Below are 16,805 nucleotides of genomic sequence, written 5' to 3'. Positions count from 1 at the left end.
GGCCGTGACGGGATGGCGCTGACACCGGAGGATGCCGGGCGCGCCGCCGACGGAACCGCCGTCGGCTCCGGTATCGAAGGAACTGCCGACGCCGGCTGGCTGCGCGTGCACCCCGCGTCGCCCTTTGTCCGCGGCTGGGTGGCGCTGGCTGCACTGCTGTTCTTTTTTGGACGCGACAGTTTCGAACGGTTCCTGCAGGGCGGCCCGCTCTTCGACGAGCGGCTGGCCGGACGGGCGCCCTGGCTGCTGCTCGGCGGCGGCGCCCTGATTCTGCTGACCGTTCTCGGCTACGTCCTGAGCTGGTACTTCACCCGCTACCAGGTGGCCGGCGGCTACGTGCGCGTCAACACCGGTTTCCTGTTCAAGCAGCAGCGGCAGGCCAGGCTGGACCGGGTGCAGGCGATCGACGTCGTGCAACCCCTGCTGGCACGGATCTTCGGACTGGCTGAATTGCGGTTCGAAGTCGCCGACGCCGGCCAGTCCGCGGTGCGCCTGGCGTACCTGCGCGCGGACGAGGCCCGGCAGCTCCGCGCGACAATCCTGGCCCGAGCCTCCGGTGCCGCGGGCGGGACGCCGGCGCGGGAGCCGGGAGACCCGGAGTCCGGAGAGCCGGCGGCCGCCGCCGTGGAAGCCCCCGAACAGGCCGTGCTCACCGTGCCGCCGCCGCGCCTGGTGGGCTCGCTGCTCCTGAGCGAACAAAGTGTCGTGATCCTGGCTGGCGGCATTGCCTCGGTGATGCTCTCCGCCGTCACGGAAAACCGGAACTTCACGGTCTTCCTGGTCCCAGCCGCAATCGGGCTCATCGCCTCCTACTGGTCCTCGTTCAACAAGGGCTACAACTTCACCGCCGCCATTTCCCCGGACGGCATCCGGCTGCGCTACGGCCTGCTGGACACGCAGGCGCAGACCGTTCCGCCGGGCAGGATCCAGGCGCTGAAGGTCAGCCAGCCGCCGCTGTGGCGGATGTTCGGCTGGTACCGGATCCAGGTCAACGTGGCCGGCTACGGCCTGGCCGGCAGCGCCGGCGAAGGATCGGCCCGGACAACGCTGCTTCCGGTGGGATACCTCGGCGACGTCATGGACATCCTCTCCCTGGTGCTCCCGGATCCCGGGACCCAGGACCCGGTGGGGCTGTTCACCGCGGGGATCACCGGCCTCGCGGACCCTGCCGGGACCCCGGGCAGCCCAGCAGGGAAGGCCGCCGACGGCGGCTTCGTCACCAGCCCGCGCCGGGCCCGGTTCCTGGCGCCGCTGGGCTGGCGCCGCAACGGCTTCGCGGCAACGGAGACCGCCCTGCTCCTGAGGTCGGGCCGCTGGTGGCGGAACTTCGTGGTGGTGCCGCACCAGCGCACCCAGTCCATGGCGCTCCAGCAGGGCCCGCTCGCCCGGCGGTTCCGGGTGGCCGACCTGGTCCTGCACACCACGGCGGGTCCGGTGGCCCCGCGGCTCATCCAGGCCGGCCTCGACGAAGCCCGGGCCCTGTTCGATGCCCAGTCGGCCCGTGCCCGTGCCGCGCGCAAGCACCAGAAGAGCGAACACTGGCTGGAGCCGGCGGCCCAGCCGGCCGCACCACCCGCAGAAGACCACCAGGAAGGCCCGCATCATGGCTAAACCAGGACGCCTCGGCGTCGGAATTATTGGCGCGGGGAAGGTCGGCGCCGTCCTGGGGGCGGCGCTGCGCGGAGCCGAGCACGCCGTCATCGGGGCGTCGGCCGTTTCGGAAGCCAGCAAAGAACGCGTCGAAACGCTCCTGCCCGGCGTCCCGATCCTGGATGTGCAGGACATCGTGGAGCGGGCCGAACTGGTCCTGCTCGCCGTCCCGGACGATGCCCTGGGCCCGCTGGTGAACGGACTGGCCAAGCTCGGCGCCTGGCAGCCCGGCCAGCTCGTGGCGCACACCTCCGGGCGCTTCGGCGTCGGGATCCTGCATCCGGTCCGCGCCGCCGGTGCCGTGCCGCTCGCGCTGCACCCGGCCATGACGTTCACGGGCATGAGCCTGGACCTCACCAGGCTCCTGGACTGCACCTTCGGCGTCACGGCCGACGCCGCGATGCTGCCGATCGCCCAGGCACTCGTCGTCGAAATGGGCGCCGAGCCCGTCGCGATCGCCGAGGCCGACCGCGTCCTCTACCACGCTGCCCTCGCGCACGGCTCCAACCACCTGGTCACGCTCGTGGCGCAGGCCTCGCAGCTGCTCCGCGACGTCGGCGTCGACGCCCCGGACCGGATGCTGGGCCCGCTGCTGCGCGCCACCCTCGAGAACGCCCTCGCCTCCGGCGAAACGGCCCTGACCGGGCCCGTGGCCCGCGGTGACACCGGCACGGTGGCCGCGCACGCCGGCGCCCTCCGCGAGTACGACGGCGGCGCCGCCGGCGATATTCTTGAGGCGTACTTGGCCATGGCCCGGGCGACAGCCCGCCGGGCAGGAAGCCGCGGACTGCTGAAGCCGGAACAACTCGACGGCATCGAACAGGCGCTCGGCGGCCCCGGCCAGAACGGGACGCCCGCCCCGGAAGGACCCTGACATGGCAATCCAACTCGTCACCACTGCTGCCCAGCTCCGCGCCGCAAGCGCCCGGCTGCTGGCACAGAAAGGCGGCACGTCCCAGGGCCTCGTGCCCACCATGGGCGCCCTGCACGAGGGACATGCCCAGCTGGCCCGGACGGCCGTCGCCAAGAACGACGTCGTGGCGGCCACCATCTTCGTCAACCCGCTTCAGTTTGGCGAGGCCGCGGACCTCGAACGCTACCCCCGGACGCTCGACGCCGACCTCGCGCTGCTCGACGCCGAAGGGGTGGACCTGGCGTTCGCGCCGGGTGTTGATGAGGTCTACCCCGGCGGGGCACCCCTCGTGCGGATCACGGCGGGACTCCTGGGCGAAAAATGGGAAGGCGCGTCCCGGCCAGGGCACTTCGACGGCGCGCTGACCGTCGTCGCGAAACTGCTCCACTACGGCATCCCTGGGGCCGGCCTGCCCGGTGGCGGCCAGCCCGCGTACCGCGCCTATTTCGGCCAGAAGGACGCGCAGCAGCTGGCCCTGGTCCAGCGCATGGTGGCTGACCTGAATTTTCCCGTGGAGATCGTGCCGGTGCCCATTGTGCGCTCGGCCGACGGCTTGGCGCTGTCCAGCCGCAACCGCTTCCTCTCCGAAGACCAGCGCGAGGCGGCCCTGGTGCTCTCCCGCGCACTGCGGCTCATCGAGGAGCGCGCCAACGCCCATGAGCCGCTGGACATCGAATCGGCGCAGGCCCTCGTCCGGTCCCAGCCGCTCGTGGAGCTGGACTATTTCGAGGTAGTGGATCCGCGCACCCTCGAGCCCCTCGCGGAGAACTGCCGGGACACCCCGTTCCGCGGCGAGGGGCTGGCGATCATCGCCGCCACGGTCGGCCCCGTCCGCCTCATCGACAACGTGCCCCTGAATTCCTAGCCCCCAGCCCCACCACAAAGCAACGCGGGGTCAGTTACGGCCCATGCCGCCGCCCGTCATGGGCCGTAACTGACCCCGCGTTGCTTTCGCGGTGACGGGAATGCCCCCGGGCCCTAGACTGTTGGAACCTGCAGCAGCGCCGACGCTCGCCGGACCCACACCAAACTCCCTGAGGGAATTCCCATGTCAACAGACGTCTCTTCCAACGCCTCTGGCGATCCCGCACCGGGCGGTGCCCCCGCCGTCGCCGGATCGGCCACCCCGGCCGCCCCGGCCGCATCCACCGCGCCCACCGCGCCGGCAAAGATGCCCCGGGAGTCCGTGGCCATCATCGCCACGCTGCTGGTGGCCACCTTCGTCGTGATCCTCAACGAGACCATCATGAACGTGGCCCTGCAACGGCTGATGGTGGACCTGAACATCGATGCGCCCACCGTGCAATGGCTGTCCACCGGTTTCATGCTCACCATGGCTGTCGTGATCCCCACCACCGGATTCATCCTGCAGCGGCTGACCACCCGTGCCGTGTTCATGCTGGCCATGGGACTGTTCTCCGGCGGCACCCTGCTGGCCGCCCTCGCGCCGGGCTTCGAAGTCCTGCTGCTGGCCCGCATCGTCCAGGCCGGCGGCACCGCCATCATGCTGCCGCTCCTGATGACCACCATCCTCACGCTCGTGCCGCTGGAGCGCCGCGGCGCCGTCATGGGCAACGTCAGCATCGCCATTTCCGTCGCGCCGGCACTGGGTCCGACAGTTTCCGGCCTGATCCTCCAGCATTATTCCTGGCGGTTCATGTTCGTCTTCGTACTGCCGATCGCCCTCGCCGCACTGGCCATCGGGGCCAGGTACCTGACCAACATCGGTGAGACCGGGAAAACCCGGCTCGATGCCCTCTCCGTGGTGCTCACGGTCCCCGCCTTCGGCGGCCTGGTGTACGGCCTGAGCCAGATCGGCGGCGGCCAGGCAGGCTCCCCCACCCCCGCCGTGGTGGCGCTGGCCGTTGGCGTGCTGGCCCTGGCAGCGTTCGTTCTGCGCCAGCTGAAGCTGCAGAAGACCGGCGGCCCCCTGCTGGACCTGCGCGCCTTCACCTTCCGGATGTTCACCGTATCGGTGCTGCTGCTGGTCGTGGCCATGATCGCGCTCTTCGGCGCGGTGATCCTGCTGCCGTTGTACCTGCAGGAGATCCGCGGCCTGACGTCCCTCGAGACCGGCCTGGTGCTGCTGCCCGGCGGCCTCGCCATGGGCCTGCTGGGGCCCTTCATCGGCCGCGTATTCGACAGGGTCGGGCCCCTGCCGCTGACAGTGACGGGCTCGATCATGATGGTGCTGTCCCTCTGGCAGTTCTCCATGCTGGACGCCACGTCGCCGCTGGGGTGGATCATCGCCCTGCACGTGGCACTGAGCCTGGGCCTGGCGCTGCTGTTCACCCCCGCGTTCACGACGGGCCTGAACCCGCTGCCGCCGCACCTGTACTCCCACGGCTCGGCCATCATGAGCACGCTGCAGCAGGTGGCCGGCGCCGCCGGCACGGCGCTGCTGGTCTCGATCTACGCTTTCGTGGCCGTTGCCTCGGGCATGGTCGCCGGCATGCATGCGGCATTCCTGACGGCGGCCGTCATAGCCGTCGCCGCCGTCGTGCTGTCCGCCATGATGCGCAAAACCGAAGGCGCGGCACACGCGGCCGCCCACTAGCTGCAATTAACAAACAACGCGGGGTCCCTTAGCGCCGGTCTGAGCCTCCGGAATGGGCGCTAAGTGACCCCGCGTTGCTTGTAGGGCGTTGCGTGTTGCGGGTCAGCCTGCGTAAAACGCGCTGAGCTCGGCGATCAGCTTGTCCGGCGCCTTGTTGACACCGTCATGGCCCATGCCCGGCAGGATCGTATAGCTGGAGCCGGAGAGCACATCGTGGATCTGGGCGCAGGCCACGCCGAAATACGCCGGGCTCTTCTCGCCCACGATGATCAGCGTTTCCAGCGGCAGTTCCAGGAAGGGTTCGGCCGGCATGTCCGCGGCGATGATCGCCTTGATCTCGCGGACGCCGGTCTGCATGAGGTCGCGCAGCTGCTTGCCGATCGGGGTGCCCGCCGAAAGCTTGTTCGCCAGCGTCAGCATGGACAGCGGCATCCGGGACAGGGCGCTGCCGGTCTCCAGGCCCTTGAGCAGGACGGCGAGGGCGCGGTCGTCGTCGCCGGCTGCGGTCGCCCGCTCGTATTCGGGCGTCCAGTCCGCCGTGACGCTGTGATTGACGGACACGGCGGGGTCGTACACGGCCAGCCGTTCCACCGGCAGGGTGCGGGCCGCGTGCAGGGCCACTGCCCCGCCGAAGCTGTGGCCGAAGACGTCCGTGCTGGCGGTGTGCTTCATGACGGCGTCAAGGTCGTGGATGTCCACGTCGAGGGTGTAATCCTCAGGCTGCGGGGAGGACGAGCCGCGGCCGCGACGGTTGAAGGTGTGCACCGGCCGCCCCAGTGACGCGCTGAGTTTCTGCGCGAAACGGGTGTAGTCGGCGGCCGTCACCATCGAGGCCGGCACGACGACGATGCCCGAACCCGCCGAGGCGAGCTCGGCGCCCGTGCTCAAAAGCTCGATCGTTCCGCCGTTGGGGGTTCTGATGTTCTCGCGGGTCATGCTCCGAGCCTAGCCGAGGCCACGCCCCAGTGCAGTAAGCCGCGGTGCACTATGGCGCCAGTCCAGCAGGGCGCAGTCCACCATGACAGCAGTTCAGTTGTGGTCCCGTCGCAGCGGCGCTGCATGATCGCGCCGGCGCTAGTTGCCCAGCCGGCCGCCGGAGACCTCGAGGTAGCAGGCGCCGCAGAGCGACTCGTACCAGACGTCCTGGCCATCGATCGCAACCTGGTTCCCGTCGAACACCACGTGGTCCCCGATCCGGCGCGTGTTGAAGATGGCCTTCCGTCCGCAGCGGCAGATGGTCTTGAGCTCTTCGAGGGTGTGCGCGATCTCCAGCAGGCGCAGGGAACCGGGGAACGCGCGGGTCCGGAAGTCGGTGCGGATGCCGTAGGCGAGGACGGGGACGTTGTCCAGGACCGCGATGCGGAAGAGGTCGTCCACCTGCTCCGGTTCCAGGAACTGGGCCTCGTCCACCAGCAGGCAGGCCACCGGCGGGGTGTCCACGTGCTGCAGCAGGGCGTCGGGATCGTCGCCGTGGGCCTGGGCGGTGAACAGATCGCGGGCCGACGCGCCGGCGGGGATCAGGAAGTCCACCGAACGGGTCATGCCCAGGCGGGACACGACGTCGGAGTCGCCCTTGGTGTCCACGTCCGGCTTGGCCAGCAGGACCCGCTGGCCGCGTTCCTCATAGTTGAAGGCCGCCTGCAGAAGCCCCGTAGATTTGCCGGAGTTCATGGCGCCGTAGCGGAAGTAGAGCTTGGCCAAGGGGGTCCTTTCGAAAGGGTCGCCCCCGATTCTAGCGGTCGGTCGCGTCGCAGCCCTCAGCGGCCGGGCCCACTGCGCCGCCACCGGGCCGGCACGCCCGCGGCGGCCAGGCTGCCGGCCAGGCTGACGGGCGGCGGGGTCGCTGCCCCGGGCCCGCCGTGGAGGAACCGGGCCGTGCGGAGGGCCAGCCGGCTTCCCGGCCGGATGGGGCCTTCGTGGAGCTGCCCGGGGACCACGGCGAAGCTGACCGCGGGGACGGCGTCGGCAAGCTGGTGGCTCGTGTCGGCGAAGTAGCCGGGGCTCCAGCCGCCGCTGAGCATGAGGGTGGGGGTGGTGATGGCGGCAAAATCCTCGAGTTCGGCGTCGGCATCCAGCACGGCGCGCATCTCGGCGACGGCCGTGGGCAGCAGTTGCCGCATTTCCGCGCCGAGCCTGGTCCGGGCCGAGAGGATGCTGAGCATGCGCAGCGCGCCCAAGGGCAGCATGGACACCGGGCCGGCCGTCTCCAGGCCTTGCACCAAATGCGCCCAGGCGTGGTCGAGTTCGCCGGCAGCCACGGACCTTTCCAGTTCGGGCCGCCAGCGCTGGGTGAGGTTCCCGGAGAGGCTCACGGCGGCGTCGTAAGTCACCATCCTGCGGATCGGCAGGCGCCGGGCGGCCTCGAGGGCCACGAACCCGCCATAGCTGTGGGCCACGACGTCGCTGGCGCCGGTCTCGCGGAGCACGGTTGCCAGGTCGGCCACCTCGGTGGCGGCGGAATAGTCGGCCGGCTGGTGCGAGGAACCTGCGCGTCCGCGGCGGTTGTAGCAGTGCACCGGCTGGTCCAGCAGCCGGCAAAGTTTTCGGGCAAAGGACCGGTAGAGCGCATCGGTGATCAGGGTCCCGTGCACGACGACGACGCCGGATCCTTCGCCGCGGGACGCCACGGCGGCGTCGGACGCGGCTGTTCTGCCCGGTGCGTGCCCCGCCGGGCGGATGGTGTGCAGCTCAAGGTGTCCCTTGCCGTCGTCGGTCCTCACTGTCCATGTCTCCACAACTTCGAGTCTATTCCCGCACCCCGTCCGCCTGGCTGCCGCCCGGGCAGAACCGGGCCGGGACCTTCCCGGACGCAAATCGACGGTAAACTTGGGGATTGTGACTTCCCAAAACACCCCCACCCCGAACAACGCCGCCGAGCCGCATGATGCCAGCGAACAGACCCGCATCCGGATGGAGAAGCGCGCCAAGCTGATCGAACGCGGCGTCGAGGCATATCCGGTGGGTGTCGAACGCACGCACTCGCTCACGGAAATCCGGGAGAAATACGCCTACCTGCAGGCCGATGAAACCACTGGCGACGCCGTTGGCGTGACCGGCCGCATCGTCTTCATCCGCAACACGGGCAAACTCTGCTTCGCCACCCTCCAGGAGGGCGGCCTGGACGGGAAGGCCGTGCGGCTGCAGGTCATGCTGAGCCTGGCCAACATCGGTGAGGAGGCGCTCGCGGAGTGGAAGTCTCTCGTGGACCTCGGCGATCACGTCTTCATCAAGGGCGAGGTCATTTCCTCACGCCGCGGCGAACTCTCCGTCATGGCGGATTCCTGGACCATGGCCTCGAAGGCGCTGCGCCCGCTGCCCGTGCTGCACGCCGGGCTGAACGAAGAAACGCGTGTCCGCCAGCGCTACGTGGACCTCATTGTCCGAGACGAAGCCCGCGAGATGGTGTACACCCGCGCCGCGATCACCCGCTCCATCCGCGAAACCCTGCACCGCCAGGGCTACGTTGAGGTGGAAACCCCCATGCTGCAGCTGGTTCACGGCGGCGCCACGGCCCGTCCCTTCGAGACGCACATGAACGCCTTCGACCAGAAGATGACGCTGCGCATCGCTACCGAGCTCTACCTCAAGCGCACGGTGGTCGGCGGGATCGACCGTGTCTACGACATGGGCCGGGTCTTCCGCAACGAGGGCGTGGACTCCACGCACAGCCCCGAGTTCACCACCCTGGAGTCCTACGAGGCGTGGGCGGACCAGTTCGTCATGGCGGACCGGATCAAGGAGATCATCCTGGACGCCGCCGACGCCGCCGGTGTGGGCCGCGTGCTGCAGACCGAAGCCGGGGAGATCAACCTCGACGGCGAATGGACCTGGCTGGCGGTCTACCCGGGACTGTCCGACTTCGTGAGCCAGGAAGTAACCCCCGACACCCCGGTTGCCGAGCTGCTGGAGCTGGCTGCCAAGCACGAGGTCAAGGTCGACGCCGCCTGGGAAGCCGAGAAGCTCGTCGTCGAACTCTTCGGTGAACTGGTGGAGCCGACGTTGCTCAACCCCACGTTCGTCTACGACTATCCGCCGTCCGCGCAGCCGCTGGCCCGCCAGCACCGCGAAGACGGCCGCCTGATCGAGGCCTGGGACCTCATCATCGGCGGCATGGAGCGGGGCACGGCGTTCTCCGAACTGATCGACCCGGTCATCCAGCGCGAACGCCTCACCGAACAGTCCCGCCGTTCCGCCGCGGGTGACGTGGAGGCAATGCAGCTGGACGAAGACTTCCTCCGTGCGCTCGAGTACGGCGCGCCGCCCATGGGCGGGATCGGCCTCGGCATCGACCGGCTCGTGATGCTCTTCACCGGAGCCGGCATCCGCGAAACGATCCTCTTCCCCCTGTTGAAGCCCGAAGGACACTGAGCATGGACTATATCGCCGTATTGCTGCCCCCCATCGTGGTGGGCCTGCTTTTCTGGTTTGCCATGAAATCCATATTCAATGCCGACAAATCAGAGCGGCAGGCAGAAGCCCGCGCCCATGCCGAGGCCGAAACTAGGGCCAAAGGACCGGAATCCGGGACCCTGGGAAGCTAATTACCCGAAAGAAGTAATAGTTCCCTATTGCCGCCTTAGGTTTTCCTTTGGACAGAGTTTTGCGCTTTGACTCCCTGCTGTAACGCGGAGGATACTTATTCCAGATACATCCTGCTTTTCTAAACGCTCGATCTTTGGAAAGAGAGTCCTTTATGGCACAGAAAGTAAAAATCATCCTCGTTGATGATCTGGATGGGGGATCCGCGGACGAAACTGTCCGGTTTGGCCTTGACGGCGTCAGCTACGAAATAGACCTGTCGTCAAGCAATGCATCAGAACTGCGCTCCGCGGTGGACCGATTTGTGACGCACGCGCGCAAAACGTCAAGCGGACGCGCCACGCGCACGAAAATTTCCAGCGGACGGAATCAGGACTCTGCCCAGATCCGCCAGTGGGCACGGGACAACGGCTATGCGGTAAACAGCCGCGGACGCATCCAGGCTGAAATTCAGGAAGCCTACCAAAAGGCTAATTCCTAGCAGGGCCCCGCGTCAGGGCGCAGTGCCGGGCCCGGCATGTGGGCGCAGTATCAAGCCGCAATCACGTTTCATGCCGTCGTAATCGAGCGTCTGTCAAATGCCAATGCCCCCGTTATCTGACGGGGGCATTGCCATGCCGGCGTCGGTGCGCCCGTCCGGCAGATCGGCCCGCCCGTCCGGCGATGAACAGGCTCCGCCGCCCATGTTCCTCACCTGCAGCATTTCCAGGCATATGTCCCGCACGAAGTGAACCATTTGCCGACGATGGCCGCTATGGGGCCAGGGTTAGCGGCCATCTTCGTCAATTCGGGCACCTTTGCCATGCCGACGGCGCCCTTCCGTCGGTGCGCCCGTCCACCCGGCTGGCCCGCTTAGCGGCCGGTTGCGCCCGTCCGGAAGGGCCGAATGCGCCCTTCCGGATCGGCAGGTTGCGCCCGTCCGGTGGGGTTCCGGGCGGTTCTTGCCCCTTGTCCGGGACCCGGTCCTGGCGCGGTTGCGCAACCCTCCGGTTTCCCCTGTGGCGAACAAGCCCCAAATCTGGAACCCGGCCACGTAGCATCAAAGTACGTCGTAGCTAGGAGTGTGGCGAAATGTTTGAGCGATTTACGGACCGTGCCCGTCGCGTAGTTGTGCTTGCCCAAGAAGAGGCACGCATGCTGAACCACAATTACATTGGTACCGAACACATCCTCTTGGGTCTGATCCATGAGGGTGAAGGTGTTGCCGCCAAAGCCCTTGAATCCTTGAGCATTTCGCTCGACGGTGTCCGCGAGCAGGTCCAGGAGATCATCGGCCAGGGCCAGCAGGCGCCCTCCGGCCACATCCCCTTTACCCCCCGCGCCAAGAAGGTCCTGGAGCTCTCGCTGCGCGAGGCGCTGCAGCTGGGCCATAACTACATTGGTACCGAGCACATCCTCCTCGGCCTTATCCGGGAGGGCGAAGGCGTTGCCGCCCAGGTGCTCGTCAAGCTCGGCGCAGACCTGAACCGGGTCCGCTCGCAGGTCATCCAGCTGCTCTCGGGTTACCAGGGCAAGGAAGCCACGGGCGCCGGTGTCGGCCCCGGGCAGGCTGAGGGGACCCCGGCCGGGTCCGTTGTCCTGGACCAGTTCGGCCGCAACCTGACCCAGGCGGCGCGCGAGAACAAACTGGACCCCGTGATCGGCCGCGAGCAGGAAATGGAACGCGTCATGCAGGTCCTTTCCCGCCGCACCAAGAACAACCCCGTGCTGATCGGTGAGCCCGGCGTCGGCAAGACCGCCGTCGTCGAGGGCCTGGCCCAGGCGATCGTCCGCGGGGACGTCCCGGAGACCATCAAGGACAAGCAGCTGTACACGCTGGACCTCGGGTCCCTCGTGGCCGGCTCCCGCTACCGCGGCGACTTCGAAGAGCGCCTGAAGAAGGTCCTCAAGGAGATCCGCACCCGCGGCGACATCATCCTGTTCATCGATGAGATCCACACCCTGGTGGGCGCCGGTGCCGCCGAAGGCGCCATCGATGCGGCCTCGATCCTGAAGCCCATGCTGGCCCGCGGCGAGCTCCAGACCATCGGTGCCACCACGCTGGACGAATACCGCAAGCACATCGAGAAGGATGCCGCGCTGGAGCGCCGCTTCCAGCCGATCCAGGTCAAGGAACCCTCCGTCGCGCACGCGATCGAGATCCTCAAGGGCCTCCGCGACCGGTATGAGGCGCACCACCGCGTCACCATCACCGACGGCGCCCTCGCCTCGGCGGCGGCCCTTTCCGAGCGCTACATCTCGGACCGCTTCCTGCCGGACAAGGCGATCGACCTGATCGACGAGGCCGGTGCGCGGCTCCGCATCCGCCGCATGACTGCCCCGCCGGAGCTCAAGATCATGGACGAGAAGATCGCCGCCATGAAGCTGGAGAAGGAATCCGCGATCGACGCGCAGGACTTCGAAGGCGCCGCGTCGCTGCGCGACAAGGAGCAGAAGCTCATTGCCGAGCGCGCCGAAAAGGAACGCCAGTGGAAGACCGGCGGCATGGACGACATCTCCGAAGTTGATGAAGACCTCATCGCTGAAGTGCTGGCGAACTCCACCGGCATCCCGGTCTTCAAGCTGACCGAGGAAGAGTCCTCGCGCCTGCTGAAGATGGAAGACGAGCTCCACAAGCGCGTGGTCGGCCAGAACGAGGCTATCAAGGCCCTGTCCCAGGCGATCCGGCGCACCCGTGCAGGACTCAAGGACCCCAAGCGTCCGGGCGGCTCGTTCATCTTCGCCGGCCCCACCGGCGTCGGCAAGACCGAACTGGCCAAGGCCCTCGCCGAGTTCCTGTTCGGCGAGGAAGACGCCCTGATCACCCTGGACATGTCCGAGTACTCGGAAAAGCACACGGTGTCGCGGCTCTTCGGTGCCCCTCCGGGCTACGTGGGCTACGAGGAAGGCGGCCAGCTGACCGAGAAGGTCCGCCGTCGTCCGTTCTCCGTGGTCCTGTTCGATGAAGTGGAGAAGGCGCACGCCGATCTCTTCAACTCGCTCCTGCAGATCCTGGAAGACGGCCGCCTGACCGACTCCCAGGGCCGCGTGGTGGACTTCAAGAACACCGTGATCATCATGACCACGAACCTCGGCACCCGGGATATCTCCAAGAGCGTTGCCACCGGCTTCCAGTCCGGCACGGACACGCAGACCGGCTACAACCGGATGCGGGCCCGGGTCACGGAAGAGCTCAAGCAGCACTTCCGCCCCGAGTTCCTGAACCGTGTTGACGATGTTGTGGTCTTCCCGCAGCTGACCCAGGACGAGATCATCGAGATCGTGGACATGTTCGTCGCCCGCCTGGAGAAGCGCCTCAAGGACAAGGACATGGGCATCGAGCTCACGTCCGCGGCCAAGGTGCTCCTGGCGACCCGCGGCTACGACCCCGCCATGGGTGCCCGGCCGCTGCGCCGCACCATCCAGCGCGAGATCGAGGACCAGCTCTCCGAGAAGATCCTCTTCGGCGAACTGCACTCCGGCGACATCGTCGTGGTGGACGTCGAAGGCGAAGGCGACGACGCGAAGTTCACCTTCGCCGGCAACGCCAAGCCGCGCATCCCGGAGATCGCTCCGAGCGTCTAAGCACCATCAACAACGGCCCCGCTGCCCCGAAAGGGACGGCGGGGCCTTTGCGTTGCCCGCCGTCGTGAACCATTTGCCAGAGATGGCCGCTATGGGAGCTGGCTTAGCGGCCATCTTCGGCGAACGGCGGACGGTGTCCGTGCTGAAGCGCCAGGGCCCGTCCCGCATGATTCGGGAGCCCTATCTGAAAGCAATGTTTCACTCTTAGTGAACGTTTTGTGATCGATGCCACATTCGGTGTTGAATCGGTGCATGGCTGCTAAGGACTCAGAGACCCTGAGCGAACAACCCGAGACCCCCTTCCACGATCTGGACCACTACCTCGCGATCCCCAGAGTGAGCGGTTTGACGCTGAGCCCGGACGGCACCCGGCTGGTGACCACCGTGGCGACACTCGGCGCGAAGGGCACCGAATACTGCACCGCTCTGTGGGAGGTGGATCCGGGCGGGGCCAAACAGGCCCGCCGGATCACGCGCAGCGCCAAAGGGGAGGCCGGTGCGGTGTTTGCCGCCAACGGCGACCTGTACTTCACCTCGGCCCGTCCCGACCCGGAGAGCCCCGAGGCCGACCCGGTGAACGCCCTCTGGATCCTGCCGTCCGACGGCGGCGAAGCCCGGGTGGCCTTGTCCCGGGCCGGCGGAATCGGCGGGGTCCACGCCGCCAAGGACGCCGACACCGTGGTGGTCGCGGCCTCGGTCCTGGCAGGCTCCACGGACGAGGACAATGACGAGGAACGCCGGAAAGCGCGCAAAGACAACAAGGTCGCGGCCATCCTGCACAGCGGCTACCCAGTCCGCTACTGGGACGCGGACCTGGGCCCGGCGCAGCCGCGGCTGTTCGCCGTCGAACCCGGAGACCCGTTGGAGGCCGGAAAGCCGGCCACCGTCGACGACGCGCCGCCGCTGAAGCTGCGCAACCTGACGCCCGACGCCGGAACGCGGCTCAGGGACGCCGAATCGGTGCTCAGTCCGGACGGCACGACGATCTACAGCAGCTTCGCCAAGCCCCTCGCCAACGCCGATTCACGTTCCGTGCTGGTCGCCATCGACGTCGCCACCGGCACCCGCACGGTCCTGCTGGACACGGAAGGCCTGAGCTACTTCCCGGGCCCGGTCAGCCCGGACGGCCGGAGCCTGGTGGTGGTCAGCGAAAGCGACACCACGCCGCTGGCGGCGCCACAGGTCAAGCTGCACCTCCTCCACGTCACTGGCCCGGCGGCAGGGGGCAGCGCCCTGACGCCGCTCGCCCATGACTGGGACCGCTGGGCCCGCCCCGCCGCATGGCTGCCGGACGGATCGGCCCTGCTGGTCACCGCCGACGAGGACGGCGCATCGCCGGTATTCCGGATCGGTGTGGCCGGAGACCCGGACGGGGCGGCCCAGGTGCTACGCCTGACGGCCGACGCCGCGGCGTACACCGACGTCGTCGTCGCACCGGACGGACGCAGCGCCTACGCCCTGCGCAGCTCCTACGAATTCCCCGCCGAACCTGTGCGGATCGACCTCGCCTCCGGTGACGTCGTCCGCCTGCCCGCGCCCGCGGAACGCCCGCACTTCAAGGGCACGCTGGAGCGCGTGGAGACGACGGCGGCCGACGGCGCCCTTGTGCCCGCGTACCTGGCCCTCCCCGAGGGCGCGTCCGCCGCGGCACCGGCCCCGCTGCTGCTCTGGATCCATGGCGGCCCGCTGGGATCCTGGAACGCCTGGACGTGGCGCTGGAACCCGTGGCTGCTGGTGGCGCGCGGCTACGCGGTGCTACTCCCGGACCCTGCCCTCTCCACCGGCTACGGTCAGGACCACATCCAGCGCGGCTGGGGGGAATGGGGCAAGGCTCCGTTCACCGACCTGATGGCCATCACCGACGCCGTCGTGCAGCGCTCCGACATCGACCAGACGCGCACGGCCGCCATGGGCGGCTCGTTCGGCGGGTACATGGCCAACTGGGTGGCCGGGCAGACGGACCGCTTCAAGGCAATCGTCACGCACGCCAGCCTCTGGGCCCTGGACCAGTTCGGCCCCACCACCGACGCCGCGCAGTACTGGCTCAAGGAGATGACGGCAGAGATGGCGCTGGAGAACTCCCCGCACCTGCACGTGGAGAACATCCGCACTCCCATGCTGGTCATCCATGGCGACAAGGATTACCGCGTGCCGATCGGCGAGGGACTCCGGCTCTGGTACGAGCTGCTCGCCAAGTCGCAGCTGGCGGCGGACGGAAACGGCGAAACGGACCACCGTTTCCTGTATTTCCCGGACGAGAACCACTGGATCCTGCAGCCGCAGCACGCCAAGGTCTGGTACGGCGTCGTGGAGCACTTCCTGGCCAGGAACCTGCTGGACAAGGACGTTCCCGTCCCCGACGAACTAGGTCTCTGACGGCCCGGGGCCCGTGCCGGCAGGGAGCCGGCCGCGCCCGGGGCACCCGTAAGATTGGGCTGTGACTGAGACCGTGACTGAGACCGCCACTGAGACGATCCGCATCCGCCCCGCCCGCACCGACGACGTTGGCGCCATCAAGACCCTCGTGGCGCCGCTGGCTGACCAGCGGATCCTCATGGCCAAGGAAACCGTGGCCTATTACGAAAGCCTGCAGGAGTTCCGGATCGCAGAATCCGAAGACGGTGAGGTGATCGGCTGCGGGGCGCTGCACGTCATGTGGGAGGACCTCGCCGAGGTCCGCACGCTCGCGGCCTCGGACGTCTGGCGCGGCAAGGGCGTGGGCCACGCGCTGGTGGAGCGCCTGCTGGAGGATGCCCGCGCGCTGGGAGTCTCCCGGGTCTTCTGCCTGACGTTCGAAGTGGAGTTCTTCAAGAAGCACGGCTTTGAAGTCATGGCTGACCAGACCGCCGTCGACCCCGTGGTGTATTCCGAGCTCCTGCGCTCGCACGACGAAGGCGTGGCCGAGTTCCTGGACCTGGCGCGGGTTAAACCGAACACGCTGGGCAACACCAGGATGATCAAGGAGCTGTAGCCCTCGCCGGGTTGCGGCTGCGCCCGGGCCGGCGAAGGCGGCGTCCCGGCCGGCGAAGACGGCGCCGGCGTCGGCGGCCGCCAGGAACTCGACGTCCACGCAGGGCTTCCCTTCAATAAATTTGATGGATAAACTGATGCCGGCCCAGGGGGTGGGCCGCCATACTTCCGGAGGCAAAAAATTGCACAAAGCCGTGATTTTTCCCGATCTCTCCGCAATCCACAGGTCAATCGCCAGCGCTCCGGCAGGGCCGCCGGACCAGCCGCTGGAAGCGCTGCCGCCCGAGCCCGCCAACCACTCCTCGCCCGGCGCCGGCGCCGGCGTGACGGGGCAGACCGCCGGGGCGGTATCTGCCGCGTCAGGACCGCCGGCCGCGTCCCGCGCCCGCAAGGGCCGGCTCACCGCGCCGCCGTTCTCATGGCTGGGCGTGGATGCCTGGCCGCATTCTCCGGCGTGGGCCGACCAGCAAGCCTGAAGCGCGGGGGTTTGGAACGCACGGCCACAACCCCGCCGCCCCGGGATTCGCAGCCCGCCAGGGAGCCCGGGCCGGGGGAACGGGGAGCCTACCGCCGGCCGTGCCCCGGTAGTAGGGTCTAAGCAAGCAGCCAGGA

General features: G+C 68.2%; 14 protein-coding genes. 11 read left to right on the top strand and 3 right to left on the bottom strand.

The window, feature by feature from the left end; all coding sequences use genetic code 11:
* Nucleotides 1–12 precede the first annotated feature (12 nt).
* The 4 genes from AC1DHX_RS00975 to AC1DHX_RS00960 all read left to right on the top strand — a co-directional run bounded on the left by AC1DHX_RS00975 (nucleotide 13) and on the right by AC1DHX_RS00960 (nucleotide 5,120).
* On the top strand, nucleotides 13–1,611 hold the full coding sequence (locus tag AC1DHX_RS00975; RefSeq protein WP_476859509.1) for a PH domain-containing protein: 1,599 nt from the start codon (nucleotides 13–15) through the stop codon (nucleotides 1,609–1,611).
* Entirely contained in the window at nucleotides 1,604–2,524 is a 921-nt protein-coding gene (locus tag AC1DHX_RS00970) for a Rossmann-like and DUF2520 domain-containing protein (RefSeq protein WP_476859508.1), read from the top strand. The genes AC1DHX_RS00975 and AC1DHX_RS00970 overlap by 8 nt, the downstream gene beginning before the upstream one ends.
* Before the next feature lies 1 nt (nucleotide 2,525).
* Nucleotides 2,526–3,428 carry a pantoate--beta-alanine ligase gene (panC, locus tag AC1DHX_RS00965; protein WP_476859507.1) on the top strand — a complete coding sequence of 301 codons (903 nt, stop codon included), beginning with the start codon at nucleotides 2,526–2,528 and terminating at the stop codon, nucleotides 3,426–3,428.
* Between the two features lie 183 nt (nucleotides 3,429–3,611).
* Nucleotides 3,612–5,120 (top strand): MDR family MFS transporter, encoded by a 1,509-nt coding sequence (locus tag AC1DHX_RS00960; protein WP_476859506.1) that lies wholly within the window; start codon nucleotides 3,612–3,614, stop codon nucleotides 5,118–5,120.
* A 102-nt stretch (nucleotides 5,121–5,222) separates the two neighbouring features.
* Here AC1DHX_RS00960 and AC1DHX_RS00955 read toward each other — a convergent pair whose 3' ends face one another.
* The 3 genes from AC1DHX_RS00955 to AC1DHX_RS00945 all read right to left on the bottom strand — a co-directional run bounded on the left by AC1DHX_RS00955 (nucleotide 5,223) and on the right by AC1DHX_RS00945 (nucleotide 7,855).
* On the bottom strand, nucleotides 5,223–6,056 hold the full coding sequence (locus tag AC1DHX_RS00955; protein WP_028276921.1) for an alpha/beta fold hydrolase: 834 nt from the start codon (nucleotides 6,054–6,056) through the stop codon (nucleotides 5,223–5,225).
* Nucleotides 6,057–6,194: 138 nt separating this feature from the next.
* Entirely contained in the window at nucleotides 6,195–6,821 is a 627-nt protein-coding gene (locus AC1DHX_RS00950; protein ID WP_028276920.1) for a thymidine kinase, read from the bottom strand.
* A 56-nt stretch (nucleotides 6,822–6,877) separates the two neighbouring features.
* The gene (locus AC1DHX_RS00945) at nucleotides 6,878–7,855 is read right to left on the bottom strand and encodes an alpha/beta fold hydrolase (protein WP_459383604.1); all 978 of its coding nucleotides are present in this window, start codon (nucleotides 7,853–7,855) and stop codon (nucleotides 6,878–6,880) included.
* Nucleotides 7,856–7,955: 100 nt separating this feature from the next.
* Here AC1DHX_RS00945 and lysS point away from each other — a divergent pair, with 100 nt between their 5' ends.
* The 7 genes from lysS (at nucleotide 7,956) to AC1DHX_RS00910 (ending at nucleotide 16,669) form a co-directional block, all read left to right on the top strand.
* A complete protein-coding gene (gene lysS / locus AC1DHX_RS00940; protein ID WP_476859505.1) occupies nucleotides 7,956–9,488 on the top strand; it encodes a lysine--tRNA ligase in 1,533 nt (510 codons plus the stop codon).
* A gap of 2 nt (nucleotides 9,489–9,490) precedes the next feature.
* Nucleotides 9,491–9,661: a hypothetical protein gene (locus AC1DHX_RS00935; protein WP_223914693.1), complete on the top strand. Its 171-nt coding sequence runs from the start codon at nucleotides 9,491–9,493 to the stop codon at nucleotides 9,659–9,661.
* Nucleotides 9,662–9,813: 152 nt separating this feature from the next.
* Nucleotides 9,814–10,140, top strand: a complete 327-nt coding sequence (locus AC1DHX_RS00930) for a histone-like nucleoid-structuring protein Lsr2 (RefSeq protein WP_028276918.1) — start codon at nucleotides 9,814–9,816, stop codon at nucleotides 10,138–10,140.
* 590 nt (nucleotides 10,141–10,730) lie between these two features.
* On the top strand, nucleotides 10,731–13,223 hold the full coding sequence (locus tag AC1DHX_RS00925) for an ATP-dependent Clp protease ATP-binding subunit (protein WP_028276917.1): 2,493 nt from the start codon (nucleotides 10,731–10,733) through the stop codon (nucleotides 13,221–13,223).
* Between the two features lie 252 nt (nucleotides 13,224–13,475).
* On the top strand, nucleotides 13,476–15,599 hold the full coding sequence (locus tag AC1DHX_RS00920) for a S9 family peptidase (RefSeq protein ID WP_476859504.1): 2,124 nt from the start codon (nucleotides 13,476–13,478) through the stop codon (nucleotides 15,597–15,599).
* Between the two features lie 61 nt (nucleotides 15,600–15,660).
* Nucleotides 15,661–16,194, top strand: a complete 534-nt coding sequence (locus AC1DHX_RS00915) for an amino-acid N-acetyltransferase (protein ID WP_230009315.1) — start codon at nucleotides 15,661–15,663, stop codon at nucleotides 16,192–16,194.
* 193 nt (nucleotides 16,195–16,387) lie between these two features.
* Nucleotides 16,388–16,669, top strand: coding sequence for a hypothetical protein (locus AC1DHX_RS00910; protein ID WP_476859503.1), 282 nt, complete (start codon nucleotides 16,388–16,390; stop codon nucleotides 16,667–16,669).
* The last annotated feature ends 136 nt before the right edge of the window (nucleotides 16,670–16,805 follow it).

It is taken from the genome of Arthrobacter sp. 05N33_2, from assembly GCF_056397425.1.
This window is presented reverse-complemented; position numbering and strand designations above follow the sequence as displayed.